This window comes from Tardiphaga sp. 839_C3_N1_4 (genome assembly GCF_051811045.1).
In the GTDB taxonomy this organism is placed as follows: Bacteria; Pseudomonadota; Alphaproteobacteria; order Rhizobiales; family Xanthobacteraceae; genus Tardiphaga.
On sequence record NZ_JBPWQD010000001.1, the window covers coordinates 1,148,241 to 1,173,481 of the forward strand.

At 61.6% G+C, this 25,241-nt stretch carries 23 protein-coding genes; 10 read left to right on the plus strand and 13 right to left on the minus strand.

What is annotated here, in order from left to right; genetic code table 11:
* Positions 1–96: 96 nt before the first annotated feature.
* Positions 97–1,539 (plus strand): caspase family protein, encoded by a 1,443-nt coding sequence (locus tag AB8A38_RS05800; protein ID WP_439085316.1) that lies wholly within the window; start codon positions 97–99, stop codon positions 1,537–1,539.
* 80 nt (positions 1,540–1,619) lie between these two features.
* Here the strand turns inward: AB8A38_RS05800 and AB8A38_RS05805 are convergent, their stop codons facing one another.
* On the minus strand, positions 1,620–1,859 hold the full coding sequence (locus AB8A38_RS05805; protein WP_315841959.1) for a BrnA antitoxin family protein: 240 nt from the start codon (positions 1,857–1,859) through the stop codon (positions 1,620–1,622).
* Positions 1,860–2,203: 344 nt separating this feature from the next.
* Here AB8A38_RS05805 and AB8A38_RS05810 point away from each other — a divergent pair, with 344 nt between their 5' ends.
* Complete coding sequence (locus AB8A38_RS05810; RefSeq protein WP_068730943.1) at positions 2,204–2,419, plus strand: hypothetical protein; 216 nt, start codon at positions 2,204–2,206, stop codon at positions 2,417–2,419.
* A 441-nt stretch (positions 2,420–2,860) separates the two neighbouring features.
* Entirely contained in the window at positions 2,861–3,907 is a 1,047-nt protein-coding gene (lpxD, locus tag AB8A38_RS05815; protein WP_439085317.1) for a UDP-3-O-(3-hydroxymyristoyl)glucosamine N-acyltransferase, read from the plus strand.
* 51 nt (positions 3,908–3,958) lie between these two features.
* Here the strand turns inward: lpxD and tgt are convergent, their stop codons facing one another.
* The 6 genes from tgt to coaD all read right to left on the minus strand — a co-directional run bounded on the left by tgt (position 3,959) and on the right by coaD (position 8,302).
* Positions 3,959–5,092, minus strand: a complete 1,134-nt coding sequence (gene tgt, locus AB8A38_RS05820; RefSeq protein ID WP_439085319.1) for a tRNA guanosine(34) transglycosylase Tgt — start codon at positions 5,090–5,092, stop codon at positions 3,959–3,961.
* A complete protein-coding gene (gene queA / locus AB8A38_RS05825; RefSeq protein ID WP_439085321.1) occupies positions 5,089–6,171 on the minus strand; it encodes a tRNA preQ1(34) S-adenosylmethionine ribosyltransferase-isomerase QueA in 1,083 nt (360 codons plus the stop codon). Before queA ends, tgt begins: the two co-directional genes overlap by 4 nt.
* A gap of 130 nt (positions 6,172–6,301) precedes the next feature.
* Positions 6,302–6,769 carry a peptidylprolyl isomerase gene (locus AB8A38_RS05830; RefSeq protein WP_089264447.1) on the minus strand — a complete coding sequence of 156 codons (468 nt, stop codon included), beginning with the start codon at positions 6,767–6,769 and terminating at the stop codon, positions 6,302–6,304.
* Complete coding sequence (locus AB8A38_RS05835; protein ID WP_149534553.1) at positions 6,745–7,188, minus strand: hypothetical protein; 444 nt, start codon at positions 7,186–7,188, stop codon at positions 6,745–6,747. The genes AB8A38_RS05830 and AB8A38_RS05835 overlap by 25 nt, the downstream gene beginning before the upstream one ends.
* Positions 7,189–7,193: 5 nt before the next feature.
* Positions 7,194–7,763 carry a peptidylprolyl isomerase gene (locus tag AB8A38_RS05840; RefSeq protein WP_089264448.1) on the minus strand — a complete coding sequence of 190 codons (570 nt, stop codon included), beginning with the start codon at positions 7,761–7,763 and terminating at the stop codon, positions 7,194–7,196.
* Between the two features lie 41 nt (positions 7,764–7,804).
* On the minus strand, positions 7,805–8,302 hold the full coding sequence (coaD, locus tag AB8A38_RS05845) for a pantetheine-phosphate adenylyltransferase (protein WP_439085322.1): 498 nt from the start codon (positions 8,300–8,302) through the stop codon (positions 7,805–7,807).
* A 324-nt stretch (positions 8,303–8,626) separates the two neighbouring features.
* On the opposite strand from coaD, the gene AB8A38_RS05850 reads away from it, so the two are divergent.
* Positions 8,627–8,884, plus strand: coding sequence for a hypothetical protein (locus AB8A38_RS05850; protein ID WP_315841952.1), 258 nt, complete (start codon positions 8,627–8,629; stop codon positions 8,882–8,884).
* Between the two features lie 211 nt (positions 8,885–9,095).
* A complete protein-coding gene (locus AB8A38_RS05855) occupies positions 9,096–11,003 on the plus strand; it encodes a potassium transporter Kup (RefSeq protein ID WP_439085323.1) in 1,908 nt (635 codons plus the stop codon).
* A 60-nt stretch (positions 11,004–11,063) separates the two neighbouring features.
* On the opposite strand, the gene AB8A38_RS05860 is transcribed toward AB8A38_RS05855, so the two are convergent.
* Positions 11,064–11,957 carry a LysR family transcriptional regulator gene (locus AB8A38_RS05860; RefSeq protein ID WP_439085324.1) on the minus strand — a complete coding sequence of 298 codons (894 nt, stop codon included), beginning with the start codon at positions 11,955–11,957 and terminating at the stop codon, positions 11,064–11,066.
* A 152-nt stretch (positions 11,958–12,109) separates the two neighbouring features.
* Here AB8A38_RS05860 and AB8A38_RS05865 point away from each other — a divergent pair, with 152 nt between their 5' ends.
* The gene (locus AB8A38_RS05865) at positions 12,110–12,766 is read left to right on the plus strand and encodes a hydrolase (protein ID WP_439085325.1); all 657 of its coding nucleotides are present in this window, start codon (positions 12,110–12,112) and stop codon (positions 12,764–12,766) included.
* Positions 12,767–12,909: 143 nt separating this feature from the next.
* Here AB8A38_RS05865 and gyrA read toward each other — a convergent pair whose 3' ends face one another.
* The 3 genes from gyrA to AB8A38_RS05880 form a co-directional block, all read right to left on the minus strand.
* Complete coding sequence (gyrA, locus tag AB8A38_RS05870) at positions 12,910–15,681, minus strand: DNA gyrase subunit A (protein ID WP_439085326.1); 2,772 nt, start codon at positions 15,679–15,681, stop codon at positions 12,910–12,912.
* A gap of 205 nt (positions 15,682–15,886) precedes the next feature.
* Positions 15,887–16,291: a DUF2306 domain-containing protein gene (locus tag AB8A38_RS05875; protein ID WP_439085327.1), complete on the minus strand. Its 405-nt coding sequence runs from the start codon at positions 16,289–16,291 to the stop codon at positions 15,887–15,889.
* A 425-nt stretch (positions 16,292–16,716) separates the two neighbouring features.
* Positions 16,717–17,541, minus strand: coding sequence for an AAA family ATPase (locus AB8A38_RS05880; RefSeq protein WP_439063817.1), 825 nt, complete (start codon positions 17,539–17,541; stop codon positions 16,717–16,719).
* A 239-nt stretch (positions 17,542–17,780) separates the two neighbouring features.
* Here AB8A38_RS05880 and AB8A38_RS05885 point away from each other — a divergent pair, with 239 nt between their 5' ends.
* A complete protein-coding gene (locus tag AB8A38_RS05885; RefSeq protein WP_439085328.1) occupies positions 17,781–18,578 on the plus strand; it encodes a class I SAM-dependent methyltransferase in 798 nt (265 codons plus the stop codon).
* Between the two features lie 114 nt (positions 18,579–18,692).
* Here AB8A38_RS05885 and AB8A38_RS05890 read toward each other — a convergent pair whose 3' ends face one another.
* Positions 18,693–18,899: a hypothetical protein gene (locus AB8A38_RS05890; RefSeq protein WP_439085329.1), complete on the minus strand. Its 207-nt coding sequence runs from the start codon at positions 18,897–18,899 to the stop codon at positions 18,693–18,695.
* A 307-nt stretch (positions 18,900–19,206) separates the two neighbouring features.
* Positions 19,207–19,713: a single-stranded DNA-binding protein gene (locus AB8A38_RS05895; protein WP_089264456.1), complete on the minus strand. Its 507-nt coding sequence runs from the start codon at positions 19,711–19,713 to the stop codon at positions 19,207–19,209.
* Positions 19,714–20,178: 465 nt separating this feature from the next.
* Between AB8A38_RS05895 and AB8A38_RS05900 the strand changes: the two genes are divergently transcribed.
* The 3 genes from AB8A38_RS05900 (at position 20,179) to uvrA (ending at position 25,235) form a co-directional block, all read left to right on the plus strand.
* Positions 20,179–20,910, plus strand: a complete 732-nt coding sequence (locus AB8A38_RS05900) for an outer membrane protein (protein WP_439085331.1) — start codon at positions 20,179–20,181, stop codon at positions 20,908–20,910.
* Between the two features lie 248 nt (positions 20,911–21,158).
* Positions 21,159–21,917: an outer membrane protein gene (locus AB8A38_RS05905; protein ID WP_439085333.1), complete on the plus strand. Its 759-nt coding sequence runs from the start codon at positions 21,159–21,161 to the stop codon at positions 21,915–21,917.
* Positions 21,918–22,247: 330 nt separating this feature from the next.
* A complete protein-coding gene (gene uvrA / locus AB8A38_RS05910; protein WP_439085334.1) occupies positions 22,248–25,235 on the plus strand; it encodes an excinuclease ABC subunit UvrA in 2,988 nt (995 codons plus the stop codon).
* The last annotated feature ends 6 nt before the right edge of the window (positions 25,236–25,241 follow it).

Below are 25,241 nucleotides of genomic sequence, written 5' to 3' on the forward strand. Positions count from 1 at the left end.
GAGTGCGTGTCTCGACATTTTGGCGCACGCCCGCAATTGGTACTTTTCCCAATGTGTCTAGGGTCGAATGACCGGATTCGTGGGGGAGATCGTATCGTGCGCCATTTCGCTTTTGCCCTGTCTGCGCTGTCCATCCTGTTCAGCGCGGATGCAGCGCTCGCCGACAAGCGCGTCGCTTTCGTCGTTGGCAATGGCAGCTACAAGAATGTCGATCCGTTGCCGAACCCGCCGATCGACGCGAAGGCGATGGCGAGCGCGCTGCGCAATGTCGGCTTCGACGTCATCGAAGGATCGAACCTGACGCGCGACGGCATGACGGAAAAGCTGCTCGATTTCGGACGCAAGGCGCAAGGCGCCGATGTCGCGGTGTTCTTCTATGCCGGCCACGGCATCTCGGTGAACAACATCAACTACCTACTGCCGACCGATGCCAATCTGAAATCCGAGATGGACGTCAAGCTCGGCGCGGCGATCAATGTCGAGACTACCCTCGATCAGACCATGGGCGACGCCAAGGTGAAGCTGGTGTTCCTCGATGCCTGCCGCGACAATCCGTTTGCCGCCAAAATCCGCTCCAGCGGATCTGCCACGCGCAGCGTCGCTGTGTCGTCCGGCCTCGCGGAGATGAAGTCCGGCGAAGGCACGCTGATCGCATTCGCCACCAGCCCCGGCCAGACCGCCCTAGACGGCAAGAGCGGAAGCAACAGCCCGTTCACCCGCGCGCTGCTCAACAACATCACCACGCCCGGCGCCGAGATCCAGCAGGCCATGACCAAAGTGCGTGCGCAGGTACAGGAAGAAACCAACAAGGGCCAGCTGCCCTGGGGCCACACCAACCTGATCGGTGCGGTCTATCTCAATCCGGACGTGCAGGCGCAGGTCGCCGTTGCGGCGGCCAGCCCCACCGCCACCATGCCAGCAGCCGCCACCGCCGGCTCCGATGTCGAGCTTGAGTTCTGGCGCTCGATCAAGGACTCGAACCGGCCGGAGGAACTGAACGCCTACATCTCCATGTACCCGAACGGCCAATTCAAGCCGCTCGCCCTCGCCCGTATTGCCGCGCTGCAGGAAGCCGCCACCGCGCCGCGTACCGCCGCTCCGGGCGTCGACAAGGCCGTGTTTACCGAGGAAGCCAACCAGCTCACCGAGGACAAGATCGGCCTCGACAAGGTCAAGCGCCGCGACGTGCAACGTCGTCTCAACGGCCTCGGTTTCGACACCAAGGCGACCGGCGCGTTCGACGCGCCAACCCGCGTGGTGATTCAGCGCTGGCAGGCGGCACGCGGTTACCCGACGTCGGGCTATCTCAACAAGGTGCAGCACGCCGCTCTACTCACCGAGGCCGTGACCCTGACCGAGGAACCGGCGCCCGCACCGAAGCCAGCGCAGCCGGTGCGCCGTCAGGTGCAACAGCAAGCTTATGAGGAAGCTCCGCCCGTGCGGCGTAGCGCCCCCGCCCAGCAAGCGGCGCCTGCTGTCGATCCAGCCCTGCCCGGCCGCTTCATCGGCGGTGTCGTCGGCGGCTTCCTCAATCGCTGAGGGCCTGCCTCCCCCCGTCCGGACGCGATGCAGCGCTCAGCGCTACGTCGCCGGGAGGGAGAGGCTCCGGCTGCCCGGGGTTACTTCCCTGCCGCCTTGCGCAGCGCGTCGTTCATGCGGTCCTGCCAGCCCGGCCCGTCCTGCTGGAAATATTCCAGCACATCTTGATCGATCCGCAGCGACACCAGTTCGCGCACGCCGGGAACGGCGGCCTTGGTAACCGGCGCCTCGACCGGCTTCGTGGTCGTCTTCTTGAACGCCGCCTCCGCCTCGGTACGGGCATCCTGGAGCGTGCGCGGGCGTCGCGGGGGCTGTGACATCGGGGTCAGATTCCTTCCAACGTTTCCATCGAGAGATAGCGCCAGCTGAGCGGCTGCACAATCGCTTGCACGGTGTCGCCGAAGATGCGTCCGCACCAAGGGTGCGATGTGGCAGCTACTCGCCTCTGCTGTACGACCGGCAATGTCAGCAAATTTTACAAATGTCATTCATCGTAACCGACGCATTCTTCGTGACGCACGTGGCATCGCACAAAGGTGACCGCGCTGCGGCACAAACATGCGCGACTTAAAAAACTTCAAAGCAACGCATTTGTGTTGCGACACGGTCAAACAAATCGGATTAGGATCGTGTCATGTCCGATGAGACGACGAAGGAGGTCACGATGTCAGCATCAGCTGAAGTCCGTACGACCAAAACGTCCCATCCCGCGCCGCGTGGCAGCGATCTTCCCACCTGCCCGGTTTGTGCGGACTCGATGATTGCTGCCGAGGCGTCGGCCTTTCTCACCGACGACGTCGTCAGCTATCTCTGGACCTGCGATACATGCGGCTATGGCTTTGTGACCAAGCATGCATTTCGCCGGACGGTCTGCAACTAGCGCTGTTCGCGTGGACCCCGCGTAAACCGATCTTGGATTGCTCCGCGATCCGAGGGAGACGCCGATCGCGACTATCACATTCTCCGCTCCTCTGCTTGCCCGTCCAGGTCTGCTTTCCACGCGAATGGCACAACCAATACGCCCAGTAAGGCGAACGCTGCCAGCATCGCCCATGCGTCATTGACGCTCCACAAAAGCAGCCGCTCGCACCGAAGCTAGCCAGCATATCGTTGCGACGGGCGTCGGCGCAGCATTGGCAAGCGTTAAGGCCAGCAATCCGCGCAAACGATTTCTGCACCGTCACGCGTGCACCAAGTAACGACCACGCCGCAGTCACACCTTCGCCATTTCTGATGTTCCCAAGCCGTGCTAACCAGCTGTCGGGTCTACAGCGGAGAAGCCGTCTCTCGGGTCGAGGGGATACCCGCACTGGAGTCGGTCATGACCGGTCAAATTCCCTTCTTCGTGCCTAAGCGCACGATCACCGCTAGTGAGGTCGCAGGCATCGCGGGCTTACTTTTTGTTACAAAAGATTTCCTCATTTCGGCTGGAGCAGCGCTAGAGACAGCGCGCCGCGGCGAGCTCAGCTATATGGACAATCACAAGTATCTTGAGGCCTTGAGGCAGACGAATGCGGGCGCTTGTCTCGTCTCCCCGCGCTTCAGCGCGTCCGTTCCAAAGGAGACCTACTCTTTTGTGACACCTCAGCCGTATTTGATTTACTCGAGAATCCTCGCCCTGCTCTATCCAGGGGCGGCTATCCCGGGGTCACTTTTCGAGACCGACGGCATTTCTCCGAACGCCACGATTCATGCTTCGGCCATCATCGATGCCGGGGCTACCATCGATCCCGGCGCAGTGATCGGTCCCCGGGCCAGGATCGGTGAACGTACTTATATCGGGTCAAACGCCGTGATCGGTCCAGACGTCGCCATCGGGAGCCATAGCTCGGTCGGCGCCGGCGCTATCATTGCGCACGCAACTGTCGGCAATCACGTCATTGTCCATCCAGGCGTATCGATCGGGCAGGACGGCTTCGGATTTGTGCCCGACAAAGGCGGACATATCAAAATTCTTCAGGTCGGAGGCGTCATTATTGAGGACTGCGTCGAAATAGGCGCAAACACGACCATCGATCGCGGGTCGACCCGTAACACGTCTATCGGCGAAGGGACGAAGCTCGATAACCTCGTACAGGTCGCCCACAACGTGACGATTGGCAGACACTGCCTCATCGCCGCGCAAGTCGGAATTGCCGGGTCCGCAACTCTCGGGAGTTTTGTTGCAATAGGCGGCCAGACTGGAATTGCTCCTCATCTGACGATCGGCGACGGCGCACAGATAGCCGGAGCAAGCGGCGTCACGCGCGACGTGCCCGCAGGAGAGCGGTGGGCAGGATTCCCGGCCCGGCCCAGCCGCAGGTTTTTCCGGCAATACAAGGCTATGGAAATGCTTGCGGCCGGTTACCGCGAGACAAACGATCGATGAACCTGACAGGTTGATGGACAGGTTAGTGTTTTCTCCACACGCGACGAGCGGTTACCGCGGCGGAATGTCGCCGCGAGCCCAGCCCTCACGCGTATGCGCCCGAAACTCTTCGAACGTTCCGGCCTCGATGGCTGCGCGGATACCTTGCATCAGGCTCTGGTAATAGGCGATGTTGATTTCCGACAGCAGCATCGCGCCCAGCGTTTCGCCGGAGCGCACGAGGTGATGCAGATAGGCGCGCGAATAGTCTCGCGCGGCCGGCCAGGTGCTCTCTTCATCCAGCGGACGCGGATCGTCCTGATGCCGGGCGTTGCGCATATTGATCTGGCCGTGGCGGGTGAAGGCCATACCGTGGCGGCCGTTACGCGTCGGCATCACGCAGTCGAACATGTCGACGCCGCGCGCCACCGCTTCCAGCATATCATCCGGCGTGCCGACGCCCATCAGATAGCGCGGCCGGTCCGAGGGGAGGATCGGAACCACCTCCTCGATCATCGCCAGCATCACTGCCTGCGGTTCGCCCACGGCAAGACCGCCGATCGCATAGCCGTGAAAGCCGATGTCGATGAGTCCCTGCGCGCTGGCACGGCGCAGTGCTGGTACGTCGCCGCCCTGCGCAATGCCGAACAGCATGTAGCCGTCCGGCGCCGTCTCGAAGGCGCGCTTGCAGCGTTCGGCCCAGCGCAGCGACAGCTGCATGGCGCGGTCGATGTCGGCGTGTTCGGCGGGCAGCCGCACGCATTCGTCGAGCTGCATCGCGATGTCCGAATTCAGCAGCCGCTGGATTTCGATGGCCCGTTCCGGCGTCAGTTCGAACTTCGCGCCGTCGATGTGCGACCGGAAGGTGACGCCCTGCTCGGTCACCTTGCGCAGCTGTGCCAGCGACATCACCTGGAAACCGCCGGAGTCGGTCAGCATCGGACCGTTCCAGGTCGTGAATTTCTGCAGGCCGCCGAACGACGCGATGCGTTCGGCCCCTGGACGCAGCATCAGGTGATAGGTGTTGCCCAGCACGATATCGGCGCCGGCATCGCGCACATCGCGCCAGTGCAAGCTCTTCATCGCGCCGAGGGTGCCCACCGGCATGAAGGCCGGTGTGCGGACCACGCCATGCGGCGTCGTCAGCTGGCCCCTGCGTGCCGTGCCGTCCGTGCGCAGCAGTTCGAAATGATTGGCGACGGTCATTGATTGCTTGTGTCCCGAAACAGCAGACTGGCGTCGCCGTATGAATAGAAACGATAGCCGGTTGCGATGGCATGGGCATAGGCCTGCTTCATCGTATCCATGCCGGCAAAGGCAGAGACCAGCATGAACAGCGTCGAACGCGGCAGATGGAAATTCGTGAGCATGATATCGACGGCGCGGAAGCAATAGCCGGGCGTGATGAAGATCGCAGTCTCGTCGGCGAACGGATGAATAACGCCGTCCTTGGACGTCGCGCTTTCCAGCAGACGCATCGAGGTCGTGCCGACGGCAACCACGCGTCCGCCGGCCGCATGCGCTGCGTTCAACGCATCCGCCGTGGCGCGCGAGATCGTGCCCCATTCGGAATGCATCTTGTGTTCGGCTGTGTCGTCGACCTTTACCGGCAGGAACGTCCCGGCTCCGACATGCAGCGTGATGCGATGCAGGCCGACGCCGCGCGCCTTCAGAGCGGCTTCCAGTGCCGGCGTAAAATGCAGTCCCGCCGTCGGTGCGGCGACGGCGCCGTCATTGGCGGCGAACATGGTTTGATAGTCGGCGGTGTCGCGCTCGTCCGGAGCGCGTTTTCCGGCGATGTAAGGCGGCAGCGGCGGCGCGCCGAGTTCGGCAATCGCCTGATCCAGCGCCGGGCCGTGAAACGAGAAAGAGAAGATGATCTCGCCGGCATCGCCCTTGTGTTCGACTTGGGCGTCGAGGTGCCCAAGCAGGCAGACGCGGCCTTCATTGCCGAAGCGCACCATATCGCCTTCGACGAGCTTCTTGGCTGGGCGCACCAGCGCCTGCCAGCGCGAACCGTCGAGGCGCTTGATCAGCGTTGCGTCAATCTTCGGTTCGGTGTCACGGCCGATGCGGCGGCCGCTGAGCTGCGCCGAGATAACCCTGGTGTCGTTGACGACGAGCTGATCGCCGGGCTTCAGCCAGGTCGGCAGATCCGAGACGACATGATCCTGCACGCCGATACCCGGCTGAACGACAAGTAGCCGCGCGGCGTCGCGCGGGCTGGCAGGCCGCAGCGCGATGTTCTCGGCCGGAAGTTCGAAGTCGAAGAGGTCGGTACGCATGGGTTTGTAGTTATTCCCACTCCGTCATGGCCGGGCTTATCCCGGCCATCCACGCCTTGGTGTTGATGCCTATAAAACGTGGATGCCCGGGACAAGCCCGGGCATGACGAACGTGAGGGAGGAGCTTAACTTAGGCAGCCGCGTCGGCAGCCATATGCGCCTTGACGATCTTGTCCGGGTTCTGCACCGGCTCGCCGCGCTTGATCTTGTCGACGTTCTCCATGCCCTCGGTGACCTTGCCCCAGACAGTGTACTGCTTGTTGAGGAAGGACGCGTCGTCGAAGCAGATGAAGAACTGGCTGTCGCCGGAATCCGGGCTGGCCGCGCGGGCCATCGACAACGTGCCGCGCACATGCGGCTCGTTATTGAATTCGGCCTTCAGCTTCTTGCCCGAACCGCCGGTGCCGGTGCCCTGCGGACAGCCGGTCTGCGCCATGAAGCCGTCGATAACGCGATGGAAGACGATACCGTCGTAGAAGCCTTCGCGCACGAGCTCCTTGATACGGGCGACATGGCCAGGTGCCAGATCCGGACGCATCTCGATGGTGACGGGACCCTGGGTGGTTTCAAGGATCAAAGTATTCTCGGTAACAGCCATGCTCGTCTCTCTACTGGTTTGGGTTGGTTTCGACGGTCGTCAAACCGCACTCGGAAGGGGCGTCCAGCGACCGCGTCGCCCAGGCCCCCGGTAAATGGCATCGGCGTGCAATGTTGCAATGTCTCCATCACAGCCGTTCGGTAGGCAACGCTGTCGGCCTCGGAGGCATCCGGCGTCTCGAAGGTAATTCGCGGCCTTCCGAGAAGTTCACCGGATCGTTTGAAGCTGAACAGCACCGTGATCTCCATGCCCGGATGGCCTCGCGGCAAGGCGGGCGGATGCCAGCACGCTTTCAGCCTTCCGAACATGCCCTCCAGCGTGCTCACGCCTTCAGACTGCGCCGATGCCGGATGCGCCTGAAGGACGCCGGACAGCAATAATGCCGCGAGCAGAGCAATCACCCTGCATCGCGGCATCATGATGCTCACTTGATGTCGGAAGCGACCTGAACCTTGACCATCTTGTCAGGGTCGGTCACGGCACCACTGGCCGAGCCGGGAGGCGCCTTCTTGAGCTTGTCCACCACGTCCATGCCGGCGACGACGTCGCCCACCACGGTGTATTTGCCGTTCAGCGACGAACCTTCGGCGAACATGATGAAGAACTGCGAATTCGCCGAATCCGGATCGCCGGCACGTGCCATGCCGACGACGCCGCGCTTGTACGGCACCTGCGAGAATTCGGCCTTCAGGTTCGGATACTTCGATCCGCCGGTGCCGTTGAAGTTCTTGCCGTCACCGGTCTGCGCCATGAAGCCGTCCATCACGCGGTGGAACGGTACGTTGTTGTAGTAGCCTTCGCGGGCGAGCAGCTTGATACGCTCGGCGTGCTGCGGGGCGATATCGGTGCGCAGCTTGATGATGATCCGGCCCTTGGTCGTGTCGATCACGACCGAATTGGCCTTGTCGAGGCCAGCCGGAAGGGCTGCCGGAGCCTGCGCGAAAGCGGGAGCCGCGAACATCAGCGCGGCAGCAAGTGCGACTATACGGATCATGGAAACTCCGGATCAGAGAAAGCCGGTTAGCCGGCGTTTGTTTAAGCGGCGAATTTGGACTTGAGGCTCTTGGCAACCGCGTCCGGGACGAAAGCCGAAACGTCGCCGCCCATCGCGGCGATTTGCCGGACCAGTGTGGCGGTGATCGGGCGGACACTGACCGAGGCCGGAAGAAAGACCGTCTGCACATCCGGCGCCATGGTCTCGTTCATGCCGACGATCTGCATCTCGTAATCGAGATCGGTGCCGTCGCGCAGCCCGCGGATCATAATGGTAGCGCCGATCTGCTGCGCCAGTGTGGTGGTGAGATTGTCATAGGTCGTGCAGTCGAATTCGCAGCCGGCGGCCGAGGCCAGCGGTCCGAACACCTGCTTCACCATGTCCAGCCGCTCGTCCGTCGAGAACAGCGGCTTCTTGCCAGGGTGGACGCCGATCGCGACCACGAGCTTGTCGCACAGGCCAACGGCATGGCGGACCACATCGAGATGGCCATTGGTGACGGGATCGAATGAACCGGGATAAAGCGCGATACGGGGCATTCCCCCTCCTACCCCGCCCCCGTTCGAGCCGCAAGCCGACTTGGTTCAGCCCACCGGGGTCAAATAACCGGTGTTTATTTTTGCTCCGGATTCGAACCCGAAGGCAGGTCAGCGCGTCTACTGGGTAAGCAGCGACGATACTGAAAACATTGGGCTTTCCAGCCTCATATGTCGTCAGGCGCTACGGACGAAACACAAACCGGGCCGGATGAAACCACTTTGCCCGGACACGACAACTTCCTGAAACCGGGTCTGATTAATCAGGCAAGCACAGGAAGCGACAAACAAACCGGGCCAAAACGGCCCGAATGACAGGGGACCGTCATGATCAAGACTCTCTCAGCAGTTGCCGTCGCAGCTTTCATCGCAGCCGCCCTCACCGTTTTGCCGGGCTTCGCCCCGAAGGTCGAGGCGTCGGTGCCGGTGGCCCTCGCCAAGGCCGACCGCCTGGACATCCACACGGTAGGTCGCAACTGCTCCGAGCAGGCCTGGCCGAACTTCGAGGCCTCCTGCCTGCGTAACGCAGCCAGCAAGACGGTCACTGTCCGCGAAGTCCGCCTCGTGACCACCGAGCGTCGCTAAGCGGCAAAGGATACCGCGCCCCGGCCACTACCGGGGTGTACTGATACTTCATCGGGGCAATCGAACTACACTCCCCCACCGTGCGCGATGCCTAGTTCAGTGAAATTCTCGCGACGCCTGCTTCAACTAATTTCATAGCAATTCGCGACGCAACGTCGCAGACTGCTGGTCAAGCGCGATCGTGAAAGCGCGAGTCCCGTGAGGGCTGCCAGTGACCGCCATCCCAGCCGCATCGCCAGGCCACTCTGGCGGACTTCCTCTCACGGCAACGATCGGCGCGCTCGGCGTCGTCTATGGCGATATCGGCACCAGCCCCCTTTATGCACTCAAGGAAGCCGTGAAGGCAGCGGCCCATGGCGGGCCTCTCACGCCCGAAGCAACGCTCGGCGTGGTATCGTTGATCCTCTGGGCGTTGATCCTGATTATCTCTCTGAAATACGCGCTTCTGATTCTGCGCGCCGACAATCGCGGCGAAGGCGGCATCGTCGCGCTACTGGCACTGCTCCACGCGCGTAACGCAGAGCCGGGCACGTGGCGCATACATCTCCTGGTCGTCGGTCTCGTCGGCGCCGCCCTGCTCTATGGTGACGGCGCCATCACACCGGCGATCTCCGTGCTGTCAGCGATTGAAGGCCTCAAGGTCGATGCACCATCACTTGCGCCGGCCGTGGTGCCGCTCACCGTCATCATTCTGATCGGGCTGTTTCTGATGCAGAGCAAAGGTACCGGTTTCATCGGCGGCATCTTCGGGCCGGTGATGCTGGGCTGGTTCGCCGTGCTCGCGCTGCTTGGCATCCATGGCATCGTGCAATCGCCCGGCGTGCTTGCTGCCGTCAGTCCGCTCTATGCCTTCGAATTCCTGATCCATCAGGACTTCCACATCAGCTTTGCCATTCTCGGCGCCGCCTTCCTTGCCGTGACCGGCGGTGAGGCGATGTATGCCGATATGGGCCATTTCGGACGGATTCCCATCCGGCTTGCATGGTTTGCCATCGCCCTGCCAGCGCTCGTGCTGAACTATTTCGGCCAGGCGGGACTGCTGATCGCCGACCCCACCGCCGTCAACAACCCGTTCTATCAACTGGCGCCTGACTGGCTGCACTATCCGTTGGTGGCCTTTGCCACTGTCGCGACGGTGATCGCCTCGCAAGCCATCATCTCCGGTGTGTTCTCGCTGACACAGCAATCGATCCAGCTCGGCTTCCTGCCGCGGATGCAGATCCGGCACACCACCAGCCACGCCATGGGCCAGATCTATGTGCCGCTGGTGAACTGGTTGCTGGCGGCGGCGACGCTGGCCGCCGTACTCAGCTTCGGCACATCGGACGCGCTGGCAGGCGCCTATGGCATCGCCGTATCGCTGCTGATGGCGATCACCACACTGCTCGCGGCATTGGTCGCGCTGCAATGGGGCTATCCGCCGCTTCTCGTCGTGTCGGTGAACGGCTTCTTCTTCATCATCGATTGCATCTTCTTCGCCGCCAATTCCACGAAGCTGTTCGAAGGCGGCTGGTTTCCGCTAATCCTGGCGGCGGCTGTGGCGTTCCTGATGCTGACATGGCGCAGCGGTGTCAAACTCGTCGAAAGCGCCCGAGCCAAGCTGCGTCAGCCCGAAGAAGACCTGATCGAGACAGCCGTCAGTCGGTGCCATGCGCGGCTCAATGGCACCGCGGCGTTCCTTGCATCCACGCCGAATGGCGTGCCACTGGCTCTAACGCAATTCGTCAAGCACAACCACGTTCTGCATCAGCGCGTCATTCTGGTGACTGTGCAGATCTCCGAAGTGCCGCGCGTCCCGGATGCCGATCGCGCCGAGATCATCGAAGTGATCGAAGGGATCACGCGCGTCATCCTGCATTACGGCTTCATACAATATCCGACGATTTCCGACGGACTGAGTCTGGCGTGCGAACAGGGCAAGTTACCCGGCATCGACCTCGCCGACATCACCTATTACATTGGCCGCGAGACCATCATCCCCAGCGACAAGGTCGCCGGCATGGCGGTGTGGCGCGAAACCGTATTCGCGTTCCTGCAGCGGAACGCCGAACGCTCCGCTGCTTTCTTCGACGTACCGACCAGACAGGTCGTCGAATTCGGCACCGAAATCGAGATTTAATAAGCCGCGCGCGACTTAAGCCTCGGCCGGTCCCTGCGCACCATCCGTTTGATTCGTGCGTTAGTGACCGACATCCGCAGGGCGCGGGGCCTTTTCAAAACACGCGATCAGCATTTCGGTAAGAACCCGCACCTTCCGTGCGGGATGCTGACTTGGCGGGCGGATGACATAGACACCTGCCGGCGGTGGTGGATAGCGTGTCATGACCGCAACCAGCGCGCCGGAGGCGATGTAGTCGTCGGTGATGCCGCCCGGGAGCCAGGCGATACCGAGTCCTGCCAATGCGGCGGCGACAAGAGCTGCGCCGTTGTCGGCCTTGAAGCGCCCTTGCGGGCGCACCGTGATTGTCTTGTCGCCATCCATGAATTGCCAGGCTTCGGTGCCCTGCATGAGAGCCTGATGGTCGACGAGTTCGTCCGGCGTCTCGGGTGAGCCATGCGCTTTGATATAGTCCGGGCTCGCGACTAACTTTCCATAAATGGGCCCGACGTGCCGCGCGATCAGGTTCGAGTCCTGAAGATAGCCAAACCGGATCGCACAATCGAAACCTTCGGCGATGAGATCGACGAAGCGATCACTGTAGACGCTATGGACGTGGAGCTGCGGATGACGTCGCGCCAAGTCCGCGAGCACAGGCGCCAGGTGCGTTGGGCCGAAAGTCAGAGGCGCCGCAATGCGCAAGCGGCCGCAAAGCTCGCCATCAGGCAGGAGCAGTTCCCTGGCCGCGTCGATCTCGGCGCAAGCTCGCGCTGCATGGTCGCGAAACGCGACTCCCGCTTCGGTGAGCGCAGCGCCGCGCGTGGTTCGTGCGAGAAGCTGCACGCCAAGTTCCGCTTCAATGCGAGCAAGCTGCCGACTGACGATCGACTTGGAAACGCCGAGCCGGCGCGCGGCGGGGGAAACGCCTCCGGCATCGGCAATTTCCACGAATGTCCGCAGCTCTTCTATGTCCATTCAGCGTTCCCCGTTTCGCGACACAGCTTGGCACGGAAGGGCACTACCCCATCGCGCATGAGAACGGCAATACCGCATCCAGGGAGTGCCGCTGTCGTCGCATATCTCCCGGCAGACCAACCTCACACATAACGGCAGCAGAGGATGTATTCATGACCTTTCGTAATGGCCTTGCGTCGCTCCTTCGTCCCGAAGACTCGGTCCTCGTTCTGATCGACCACCAGCCCTACCAGCTCGCGAACGTGAACAGCCACGAACCGCAGATGGTGATCAACAATACGGCGGGCCTAGCGAAGGCCGCCAAGGCGTTCGGCGTCCCCACCATCCTGACCAGCGTGCTCGCCGAGCGCGGCGGTCTGCTGTTCCCTCAGATCACCGATGTTTTTCCCGGCCAGGAAGTGATCGACCGGACCTTCATCAACACCTGGGAAGACCCGAAGGCGGTGGATGCCGTCAAGGCAACGGGCCGCAAGCAGCTGATCATCGCGGGCCTGTGGACCGAGATCTGCGTCGCGATGCCGACGATCCAGGCCCTCGGCGAGGGCTGGGACGTAACGGTCGTCACCGATGCCTCGGGCGCCGTTTCGGTCGAGGCCCATCAGGTCGCCATCCAGCGCATGATCGCAGCCGGCGCAAACATGATGACCTGGCTGGCCGTGGCCGCCGAATGGCAGCGCGACTGGGCGCGGACTGAGAGTGCTGCCAAGCTCACGGACGTGATGACGCAGCATGCCGGCGGCAGCGGCATTGCGTATCTGTGGGAGCAGCAGCTGCTCAACACGCCAGTGCCGAAGAGCGCAGGCGCATAGCGCCGAAAAGCCCTTTCGACCGGGCAAGCGCGAGGTGTTGGGTTTTCGCTTCGCTCAACCCATCCCGCACATCACATGCATAAAAGAAAAACCCGCGGCATGACCGCGGGTTTTTATCAACGTGTCAGCCGCTGCAGAGAGCCTCAGCCCTCCGCCACCGGCGCACCATTGCCGTTCTCGCCCTCTTCGCCCTCGCCCGCCTCGCCGATATGTTCGACCGACACGACGTGCTCGTCGTCAGCCGTGTTGAACACGATGACGCCCTGGGTCGAACGGCCCGCAATGCGGATACCTTCCACCGGGCAGCGGATGAGCTGGCCCTTGTCGGTGACAAGCATGATCTGGTCGCTGTCCTCGACCGGGAACGAAGCAATCAGCTTGCCATTCCGGTTGTTGACCGACATCGCGACGATGCCCTTGCCGCCGCGTCCGGTGGTCCGGTACTCGAACGATGACGTCCGCTTGCCATAGCCGTTTTCGCTGATGGTCAGCACGAATTGCTCGGACGCCGACATCTCGACATAGCGCTGCTCGCCGAGTTCGATGGCACCCGTCGCCTCCTCGGTCTCCACGGCAGCGGCCGCTTCGTCCGCGACATCAGCACGCTCCTCCGCACCGCCGCGGCGCACCGCATTGGCACGGCGCAGATAGGCCGCACGCTCGTCGGAATTGGCCTCCAGGTGGCGCAGGATCGTCAGCGAGATCAGCTTGTCGCCGTCCGCCAGAGAGATACCGCGCACGCCCATGGAGCTGCGGCCCTGGAACACGCGGACATCAGTCACCGGGAAACGGATGCACTGGCCACCGGCGGCGGTCAGCAGCACGTCATCATGTTCGGTGGCGATCTGCACATCGACGATCGCTTCGCCCTCATCGAGCTTCATTGCGATGATGCCGGAGCGCCTGACATCGACGAAGTCAGAGAGCTTGTTGCGGCGGACATTGCCGCCAGTGGTCGCGAACATCACGTCAAGATCGTTCCACGTCGCCTCATCCTCGGGCAGCGGCATGATCGTGGTGATGCGTTCGCCCTGCTCCAGCGGCAGGATGTTGATCATCGCCTTACCACGGCCGTTTGGCGGAGCGATCGGCAGGCGCCAGACCTTTTCCTTATAGACCTGGCCGCGCGACGAGAAGAACAGCACGGGCGTATGGGTCGAGGCCACGAACAGGCGCGAGACGAAATCCTCGTCGCGTGTCGCCATGCCCGAGCGCCCTTTGCCGCCGCGGCGCTGCGCCCGATAGGTCGAAAGCGGCACGCGCTTGACGTAGCCATGATGCGATACCGTCACCACCATGTCTTCGCGCTGGATCAGGTCTTCGTCTTCGACCTCGCCCTCTTGCTCCATGATGACGGTCTTGCGCGGCGTCGCGAATTCCAACTTCACCGCGCCGAGCTCGTCCTTGATGATGCCCTGCACGCGCGCGCGCGAACGCAGGATCTCCAGATAGTCCGCAATCTCGACAGCGAGCTTGTCCAGCTCGTCGGAGATTTCTTCGCGGCCCAGAGCTGTCAAGCGAGCCAGGCGCAGATCGAGAATGGCCTTGGCCTGTTCGAAGGACAGCCGTGCAGTGCCGTCTTCCTCGAGGCGATGACGCGGATCGTCGATCAGCATCATCATCGTCGCCACGTCCTGCGCGGGCCAATGACGCTCCATCAGGATGTCACGCGCGGTGGCAGGATCCGGCGAGGTCCGGATCACACGAATGACCTCGTCGATATTCGCCACCGCAATGGCCAGGCCGACGAGGATATGCGCGCGGTCGCGCGCCTTGTTGAGCAGGAACTTGGTACGGCGCGTGACGACCTGTTCGCGGAACGCGACGAAGATCGTCAGCAGGTCCTTCAGATTCATCAGCAACGGACGACCGGTGTCGAGCGCCACCATATTGGCGCCGAAATTGGTCTGCAGCGGCGTGAACTTGTAAAGCTGGTTGAGCACCACCTCCGGCACCGCGTCCCGCTTCAACTCGACGACGACGCGAAAACCGTCGCGGTCAGATTCGTCGCGCAGATCGGAGATGCCTTCGATCTTCTTGTCGCGCACCAGTTCGGCGATGCGCTCGACCATGGTGGCCTTGTTCACCTGGTACGGAATTTCCGAGACGATGATCGCTTCGCGATCCTTGCGCGTCGGCTCGATCGAGACCTTGCCGCGCATCACGATGGAGCCGCGGCCGGTGTGATAGGCCGTACGAATTCCGGCGCGACCGAGAATGATGCCACCCGTCGGGAAATCCGGACCCGGGATGATCTTGTTCAGATCGTCAATGGTGAGTGACGGATCATCGATCAGCGCGACGCAGGCGTCGATGACTTCACCGAGATTGTGCGGCGGGATGTTGGTGGCCATGCCGACGGCAATGCCGCCGCCGCCATTCACCAGCAGATTCGGGAACTTCGCCGGCAGCACGCGTGGCTCACGGAACGAGCCGTCGTAGTTGTCCTGATAGTCGACGGTGTCCTTGTCGAGATCGTCGAGCAGCGACTGCGCGATCTTGGTCAGGCGCGATTCCGTGTATCGCATCGCGGCGGCCTGATCGCCATCCACCGAGCCGAAATTGCCCTGACCGTCGATCAGCGGCACACGCATCGAGAAGTCCTGCGCCATGCGGACCATAGCGTCATAGACCGACTGGTCGCCGTGCGGATGATACTTACCGATGACGTCGCCGACGGTTCGCGCCGACTTGCGATACGGCTTGTTCCACTCGAAGCCGTTCTCATACATTGCATAGAGAATGCGGCGATGCACCGGCTTCAAGCCGTCACGCGCATCCGGCAGCGCACGCGCCACGATCACGCTCATGGCGTAATCGAGATACGAACGCTTCATCTCATCGAGGATGGATACGGGACGAATATCCGAGGGGGCTGGTGGCTCCCCAGGCTTCTGGTCTTCAGTGTCGGACAAGGATGATTTCCGGTCAGGTTTTGCTGGGAATCATATAGCGCATCGCGCGGCTTCAAGCCACCCCGCAGACAACGCCCGTGGCTCTATTTTCCTGCTGATTTTTCAAATGCTTACGGGAGCTGTACAGGGCTTGTGAACTGGCCCCGAATAAGCCAGCCCGAACCCGCCGAATCTTGCGAAAATCATGCGGCCGTCTTGCGGCAATCTAGCGACCGAACACCACGGTGTGCATGACCCGGCCGGGCACGAGGGTGAACACACCGGCGATCACCAGAGCGCCAGCGAAGATCGAAATCATGGTGATGGCATGCGCCCTGACACGGTGCCGGCGCGCCGCGATCACGCCGAGCACGAGCATCACCGGCGCCATGATCGACAGGAGATGGATCGGGCTCCAGTCCCGCCACAGCCGGTAGCTGTGGCCATGGATCCCAAACGAACTGATCGCGACAGTGGCGAGCAGGATCACCCAGATCCAGCCGAGCGTCCTGTGTGGCAGCGTGCCCTTGGGTGCTATCAATTGAACAACACCGAGCACGAATGCGACCATGGCCGCAAAAGCATGCAGCGGGATCGGAGCGGCGGCATCAAGCAACGGCTGCAGCGACATGGTGGCCCTCGTGTTCAGGAGGCAGCGTCAGCTCACCATCGCATAAATCTTTCCATTGTAAAGATAATGCTGCCCACCAAGTTGCCGCAGCTAACCGCCCCGCAAAAAGCAAAACGCGCTGCAAGCAATCAGCTCACAGCGCGCGATGCAGAAGTTCAGGACGTCCTGGACGTGATGCGTGAGGCGGTCGAGGAGCGCGCCGGTGACCGAGGCTGGATTCCCGGATATCTCCAGGTCGCGCCTGGCGGACGGCTGCACCTTGTTTCGTGCGCGCCTCACGGGCTGATCGTGGCTGAATGGTTGGTTTCGGACGCAAGGCTCTCCGAGACAGGGGACCGCGCTAGTCGAGGCGACCCAAAGTATCCATGCCTCGCTCCGGGCGGACCGGGGCTCGACCACGCAATGATTCAAATCGTGAGCGAGCGTCAGATGCTGCCACCAGGCCCCCGTGCGAAATGTTGAGATCCATCAAGTTCATAGTTGCCAGCTAATCCAGTGGTTTGGCTTTTATCGCCTTGGTCACCCAGGGCGGTCTCATTGATATGCTCTCCCAGGACTCGCGTGATGACCTTATCGAAATTGAGGGGGTCGGCACCGTTGACTTGTATCAAGGACCATCCGTCCCGGCGCAAGCACTCGCCGATCTCCCTTGAGATATTGGCCTGCTTCAAGCCCCTGTCCACGCCGAGTTCGAACAGGAGGACTTCGATGAGCGGCTGGTGCGCATGCCGATCCGTAAGACGGCGGCGCAACGTTTCCTGCGGCGCATCGAGCTGGACAAGCAGGTCCGGTCGCGGCAGGAACGCTAGGCAGTCACGAACCACGTCAATGCTTGGAGTTCGCGCCAGCAAAACCAGCGCACACAATGCCTGGATCAGGCCTTCTTCAAAAATGAAGTAACCTTCCGATTCCTGCGCTTTACGCCAAGATTCGCACAGTAGAGCGATGTCGACCTTCATGCGCCATGACCATGTGCGGCTTCGTAGCGGGATTGATGCTAGAAGCCGCGCCGCGACACCGTCCTTCGGCAGGGTCGATAGCAAGACAGGACCGGAGGTGGCAATCTTTCTGCCAATACGCCCAATGCCATGGCGCGTCTCCGGGCCGTCATCCTGGGCCGACGCATATTCAATCAGGCGATAACCGTTCACTGTCTTCAGGTTGATGCCTTCTTGCGCCAGCCCCCGGCAGAGGCCGCGAAGAAGTGTGGTCTTGCCTGCACCAGGCGGCCCAAATAACTCGATGATCATGGTGGAATGCCCAGCGCCTCGGAACAAGCTGTCATTTACCTGCAGGTCAGAGCTTAGCCGGATTACAAACCACACCAACGTTCATTTGAATGACTGTTCGGATCCGCGGACCCCTCCGAACGGCCAGGCCTCGTTGGCCTTCCCGAGCGATCATCGCTCCGTTCCGGCATCGTGCGAATGCATGAAGACGTCGTCCCGACATCGAGGTTAGCGTCGGCGGACTCGAGGGACATATCCTTATGCTCAACGGAGACACGTTCAGCTATCGCGCGAGCCACCAGTCGGTTGATGTCGTTGCCGACTACGTCAGCACCTTCGAGGTGGGCCATTGCGCGGCATTGTGGCGGGACGTCGAACAGCCCTTGCTCGAAAGCATTCTGCGCCGGCTCGGAGGGCCACAGCGAACAAGCCTCGACTTCGCCTGCGGAACCGGACGCATTGCGAAGGTCGCCGCTCGGTTGTTCGGCTCGGTTGTCGGGGTCGATGTGTCAGAAGCGATGCTTTCGGCAGCTTCGGTGCCAGACAACGTGACGCTGCTATGCGTCGACGTCACCAAGGTTCCTCTCGAACAGACATTTGACGTTGCCACCGCATTTCGGTTCTTCTTGAATGCAGAAGACACGCTTAGGCGCGACGCATTGCGGGCGATCTATCGGCATCTTCACAACGACGGCGTATTGGTGTGCAATATCCAGCTCAATGCAACGTCACCCATCGGGTCGTTCAGTCGTGTCCTGAACTGGGCATATCCGAGCAGACCTCGAAACACCCTGACTTTGTATCAATTTTCAAGCCTGCTGTCGGATGAGGGATTTGAGGTCGTGGAGAGCACGTATTACGGCTATCTCCCGCGACCGGGCCGGTTGTTTCCACATCTCTGCGAGGCGCTGATCGAGCCATTCGAAAAGGCGTGCCGGAGGCTCAAGGTGCCGGGATTATTGGCGGAGAGTTTTATTGTCGCGGCGCGAAAGCGGGAACGCCTGTTTCCTCAGGTGCAGGACCCTCGGCGAATCGTGCAGGCACCAACAACCTCTTGAGGTTCGGGAGCATGATCATCGAGTTCTTTGGCCCGGCAGCCGCAGGAAAGACCACCTTCGCCCACGCGCTGTGCAAGCGGCTCAACGAGCGCGGCCATCATGCGAATGTTGTGCTCAGCTATTCGGAGCCACCACCTCTCGCGTCACCGACGCATCACGCCCTCCCACGGCAGGTGAGCGTGCAAGACGAAGCGAGTTCACGAGATCGACGGTTTCCTCCTGCGTCAGTAGATCGCCGGTCTCCAGCCGCTCGATCAGGCTGCCCCCGCGCAATGCGGCCCACTCTTCGGTCGCCGCGATCGAGCGAAGCACCTTCAACATCGTGTTGATCGATCCGGCTTTGCTCCTGAGGAATACGGCGCTGTAGCGAGTAGCCTAAGGGTCCGGCAGCCCGCTCTCCCTGTCCAAGAGAAGCCCAAACCTCTCGCCGCCCTCCATTACAACGGGCTTTACGCGAAATCGGCTGGCAATGCGTTGATTTATCAAACGAAAGCCCCCTTTGTTTACACAAGCGGGCCCCACAGAATCTGATTCGAGTCTCGTCGGCGATCAGGAAGTGCGCAAACAGCTAAACCATTGAAATTTCAATGAAACCGCTTTGCAATTTACACACCGCCTCAACCAACCCTCAGAATGGGATGTCGTCATCCATGTCGCTGCCGCGGCCGCCACCGCCGGCCGGTGCCGCAACACGGCGCTGCGGCGGAGCGCTCGACTGGCCGCCGCCGAAGCTGTCGCCCATGTCATCGCCGCCGTAACCGCCGCCGCCACCCGCGCCGCCGCCCTTGCCGTCGAGCATGGTCAGTGTCGAATTGAAGCCCTGCAGCACGATCTCGGTGGAGTATTTCTCGACACCCTGCGGATCGGTCCATTTGCGGGTCTGCAGCGCGCCTTCGATATAAACCTTGGCGCCCTTCTTCAGATACTGCTCGGCGACCTTGGCGAGACCTTCGCTGAAGATCACGACACGATGCCACTCGGTCTTTTCCTTGCGCTCGCCGGTGCCCTTGTCGCGCCAGGTATCCGAGGTCGCGACGGTCAGGTTGACGACCGGATTGCCGTTCTGCATCCGGCGGACTTCTGGATCCTTGCCGAGATTGCCGACCAAAATCACCTTGTTGACGCTACCCGCCATGCCACTCTCCTACGCTCGAACCTGAATTTGCTGATTGGGCGCCGGCGCAGGCCCTGGCCCGCGCGCAAACGCCGCTGATGATGGGACCCTATACGGTCCGCGCTCCCGCGCAGGCCCCCGCGACCGGGTTATCCACGATCTCTTATATGATCGTCCTCCCATATAGCATGTTCCATTTTTGTTCTCAAGGACACCCCTTGGCGAACTGTTGGGCGACAACGAAGTACCGAGTCGTCGCTGTCGCGTCTGAGTCGAGCAATAGTGGAACCCGAAGGGAACCGCGCCCCGCCAAAATTCATATACCTTTCATTAACTTAGAAACGGCCAAACATCGAAGACGAGTGTGCTATTTGGGTGACGGACTTTTTGGCAGACTTGCGTATATTTCGATCACTGAATTGCATTTGGCGCTTGCGCCGGGACACGAGGCTTCGCCGACGCGAAGCAATTTTGGGGAGAATTCAAATGAAGAACTTTCTGTTGGGCACGGTTGCTCTGATCGCTCTGGGCGCTTCGGTTCCGGCAATGGCCGCTGACCTGGCTGCTCGTCCCTACACCAAGGCTCCGGCCTACGTTCCTGCCCCGATCTACAACTGGACCGGCTTCTACATCGGCGGTCACGTCGGCGGCGCGTTCAACGGTTCGAACGGCTTCGGCGGCACCTCCGACAATTCGGATGGTCGTTTCCTCGGCGGTGTGCAGATCGGCTATGACTACCAGTTCGCTCCGAACTGGGTGTTCGGCATCGAAGGTCAGTACAGCTGGGTTGGTTCGAACAACACCAACGTCGCTTTCGTTCCGGCTGGCGTCACCTACAACCTGAACCAGAAGGGCCTCGCCTCGGTCACCGGTCGCATCGGTTACACCTGGGGTCCGGCACTGCTCTACGTGAAGGGCGGCTACGCTTACTCCGACTACAGCGAATCGCTGGTCACCACTGTTGGCGCAGTTCCGGTTGCCTTCGCAGCTGGCACCAAGCATGACGGTTACACCGTCGGCGCCGGCCTCGAATACCTGTTCACCCAGAACTGGTCGGGCAAGGTCGAGTACCAGTACTATGACTTCGGCAAGACCACTTTCGCTGCTCCGTCGCCGGTTGGCATCATTGGCCTGTCGTCCCGCAACGACGAGCACACCGTCAAGGCTGGCCTGAACTACCGCTTCAACTGGGGTGGCCCGGTCGTCGCGAAGTACTGAGCTTCGCGCCTGATATAGGCTCGTGACTACGGAAAGGCCGGCGGAAACGCCGGCCTTTTTCGTTTGGCTGGAAGCCCGGATTCCGGAGAGATAAGAGCTCGCCAATCTACTGCGGTCGAATACTACCCACGACTGTAGCGCGTGAATTTTCGCGCAACCATTACGTTTGTTTTTCTCCGTTGCAAGGAAGGCACAGCCTGATCGCCTGAATCGCGCTAGAGTTGAAACACTCACAAGGGGAGCATGCCATGAAGAAAATTCTGCTCGCATCCGCCGCCCTCGCTGTTCTCGGCTCGGCAACGTCCGCTTCTGCGGCCGATCTCGCAGCACGGCCCTACACCAAGGCGCCTCCGATCATTGCCGCCGTCTATGACTGGACCGGCTTCTATATCGGCGGCAACGGCGGTTGGGGAACGAGCCGCAAATGCTGGGACACGACCCAGGTTCTCGGCGTCGCGCTGGCCTTCAACGAAGGCTGCCATGACGCAAGCGGCGGCACGGCAGGCGGCCAGATCGGCTATCGCTGGCAGAGCGCTGCTTGGGTGTTCGGTCTGGAAGCACAAGGCAACTGGGCAGACTTCAAGGGCTCGAATGTCAGCCAGCTCGTACTCGGTACGACCGGCAACCGGTCCAAGATCGAAGCCTTCGGTCTGTTCACCGGCCAGATCGGTTATGCTTGGAACAACACCCTTCTTTACGTGAAGGGCGGCGCCGCCGTGACGAGCGACAAGTATCAGGGCTACACCGTGCCCGGCAATGTCGTGTTCGACAACGCCAGCGAAACCCGCTGGGGCGGCACGGTCGGCGTCGGCCTGGAATATGGCTTCACGCCAAACTGGTCCTTCGCGGTCGAATACGACCATCTGTTCATGGAGACCAGCAGCAACAGCTTCACCGCTGTGGCACTTCCTGTGACCTCGCGCATCGATCGCATCAGCCAGGACGTCGACGTGATCACCGCGCGCATCAACTACAAGTGGGGCGGTCCCGTTATCGCGAAATACTGAGAACTGCGACCACCTTCCCTCATTCCCGCAAACTTAGCCCGGCCACGCGCCGGGCTTTTTGCTGGCACCTCGCTCAGACCTGACGCGCTCCCGATTGGCAGTTCACTGGCATGAGCCCGATACCGGAAGACCTGTCCTCCGCAGGCCGTTCGATTTGCAGCGTTGCCTCGCAACCCCTCCGCCAACAAACCGTTGATCGTTGCTGCGGAGCACTGGAAATCCGTCCTCGTTCTTCCTATGTTCCGATGACAATCAATCGGCGTTGATCCCGGCCCGGCCGGCGGTGCGCGCCCGAATGAGCGCGCACCGCGCGCTGGGGAATTGCCTGTTATGGACGAGATCATCAAGGCGAAGCGGCAGCAGGCCGCCGCGAACATGCGCAGCATCACCATCCGCGGCGCCCGCGAGCACAATCTCAAGAATGTCGATCTGACCATCCCGCGCGACAAGCTGGTGGTGTTCACCGGCCTGTCCGGCTCCGGCAAATCGTCACTCGCCTTCGATACGATCTATGCCGAAGGCCAGCGCCGCTATGTGGAGTCGCTGTCGGCTTACGCCCGGCAATTCCTCGAGATGATGCAGAAGCCGGACGTCGACCAGATCGACGGCCTGTCGCCCGCCATCTCCATCGAGCAGAAAACCACCTCGAAGAATCCGCGCTCGACCGTCGGCACCGTCACCGAGATCTACGATTACATGCGCCTGCTGTGGGCGCGCGTCGGCATTCCCTATTCGCCGGCGACGGGTCTTCCGATCGAGAGCCAGACCGTCTCGATGATGGTCGACCGCGTGCTGGCGCTGCCGGAAGGCACGCGGCTCTATCTGCTGGCGCCGGTGGTGCGCGGCCGCAAAGGTGAGTACCGCAAGGAGCTCGCCGAATATCTCAAGAAGGGCTTTCAGCGCGTCAAGATCGACGGCACCTTCCATGAACTCGCCGAAGCGCCCGTACTCGACAAGAAGTTTCCACATGACATTGACGTCGTCGTCGATCGCATCGTTGTCAGGCCCGATATCGGCCAGCGCCTCGCGGAAAGTTTCGAGACCGCGCTGAAGCTCGCCGAAGGCCTCGCGGTCATCGAATACGCCGATGCGCCTGCCGCTCCCGCGGAAGAGGCCAGCACGAAGAAATCCGACAAGAAGGTCGCGAAGATTCACGACAAGACGGGTGCGGAACGCATCCTGTTTTCCGAGAAGTTCGCCTGCCCGGTCTCCGGTTTCACCATTCCGGAAATCGAGCCCAGACTCTTTTCGTTCAACAACCCTTATGGTGCCTGTCCGAAATGCGGCGGCCTCGGCGTCGAGCAGACCATCGATGCCGATCTCGTCATTCCAGACAAGGAGCTGACGCTGCGCAAGGGCGCCATCGCGCCCTGGGCGAAATCGTCGTCGCCTTATTACGTGCAGACGCTGACGGCACTCGGCAAGTTCTACAAATTCACGCTCGACACCAAGTGGAAGGACCTGCCGAAGAAGACGCAGAACGCCATCCTGCATGGCTCCGGCGATGACGAGATCAAGTTCTCCTATGAAGACGGCGTACGCTCCTATGACACCAAGAAGCCGTTCGAGGGCGTCGTCACCAATATCGACCGCCGCTTCCGCGAGACCGAAAGCGAATGGGCGCGCGAGGAGCTCGGCAAGTACTTCTCCGACGTGCCATGCGATGCCTGCGAGGGTTATCGCCTGAAGCCCGAAGCGCTGTCGGTCAAGATCGGCGGCAAGCATATCGGCAACATCTCCGAAATGTCGGTGCGCAAGGCCGGCGACTGGTTCGAGACCGTGCCAGAGCTGCTGAACAAGCAGCAGAACGAGATCGCCGTTCGCATCCTCAAGGAGATCCGCGACCGCCTCTCTTTCTTGCTCGATGTCGGCTTGAACTATCTCACCCTCGCCCGTTCGTCCGGTACGCTGTCCGGTGGCGAGAGCCAGCGCATCCGCCTGGCGTCGCAGATCGGCTCGGGTCTGACCGGCGTGCTGTATGTGCTCGACGAGCCCTCCATCGGCCTGCATCAACGCGACAATGCGCGTCTGCTGGATACGTTGCGGCGGCTGCGCGACCTCGGCAATACCGTGATCGTCGTCGAGCATGACGAGGACGCGGTGATCGCCGCCGATTACGTGGTCGATGTCGGCCCCGGCGCCGGCACCCATGGCGGCAATATCGTCGCCCAGGGCACGCCCCAGGAGGTGATGGCCAATCCGAAATCTCTGACCGGCAAATACCTCACGGGCGAGATGTCGGTGCCGGTGCGGGAGCGTCGTCCGCCGAACCATCGCCGCACCATCAAGGTCATCAATGCGCGCGGCAATAATCTGAAGAACGTCTCGGCGGAAGTGCCGCTCGGCCTGTTCACCGCCATCACCGGCGTCTCCGGCGGCGGCAAGTCGACGCTGCTGATCGACACGCTCTACAAGGCCATCGCGCGCAAACTGAATGGCGCCAGCGAAGGCGCCGCGCCGCATGATCGCATCGAGGGCCTGGAGCATATCGACAAGATCATCGACATCGACCAGTCGCCCATCGGCCGCACCCCGCGCTCCAATCCCGCGACCTATACGGGCGCCTTCACGCCGATCCGCGAATGGTTCGCCGGCCTGCCGGAATCCAAGGCGCGCGGCTACGAACCCGGGCGGTTCTCGTTCAACGTCAAGGGCGGCCGCTGCGAGGCCTGCCAGGGCGACGGCGTCATCAAGATCGAGATGCACTTCCTGCCCGACGTCTATGTCACCTGCGACACCTGCAAGGGCAAACGCTACAACCGCGAAACGCTCGAAGTCCTGTTCAAGGGCAAGTCGATCGCCGACGTGCTCGACATGACCGTGGAAGAAGCCGCCGACTTCTTCAAGGCGGTGCCGCGCGTGCGCGAGACCTTCAAGACGCTGCATCGCGTCGGTCTCGACTACATCCATGTCGGGCAGCAGGCGACGACACTATCCGGCGGCGAAGCGCAGCGCGTGAAACTCGCGAAGGAATTGAGCAAGCGCGCCACGGGTCGCACGCTCTACATCTTGGACGAGCCGACGACCGGCCTGCACTTCCACGACGTCGCAAAACTGCTCGAAGTGCTGCATGAGCTGGTCGAACAGGGCAATACGGTGGTGGTGATCGAGCACAATCTCGAAGTCATCAAGACGGCAGACTGGGTCATCGACCTCGGCCCCGAAGGCGGCGACGGCGGCGGCGAGATTGTCGCCTGGGGTCCGCCCGAAGATATCGTCAAGGCCCCAAGGAGTTATACAGGCAAATTCCTGAAGCCGGTGCTGGAAAAGGCGGGCAAGCCGAAGAAGCGGAAGGCGACAAGCGAGGCGGCAGAATGAGGCTCT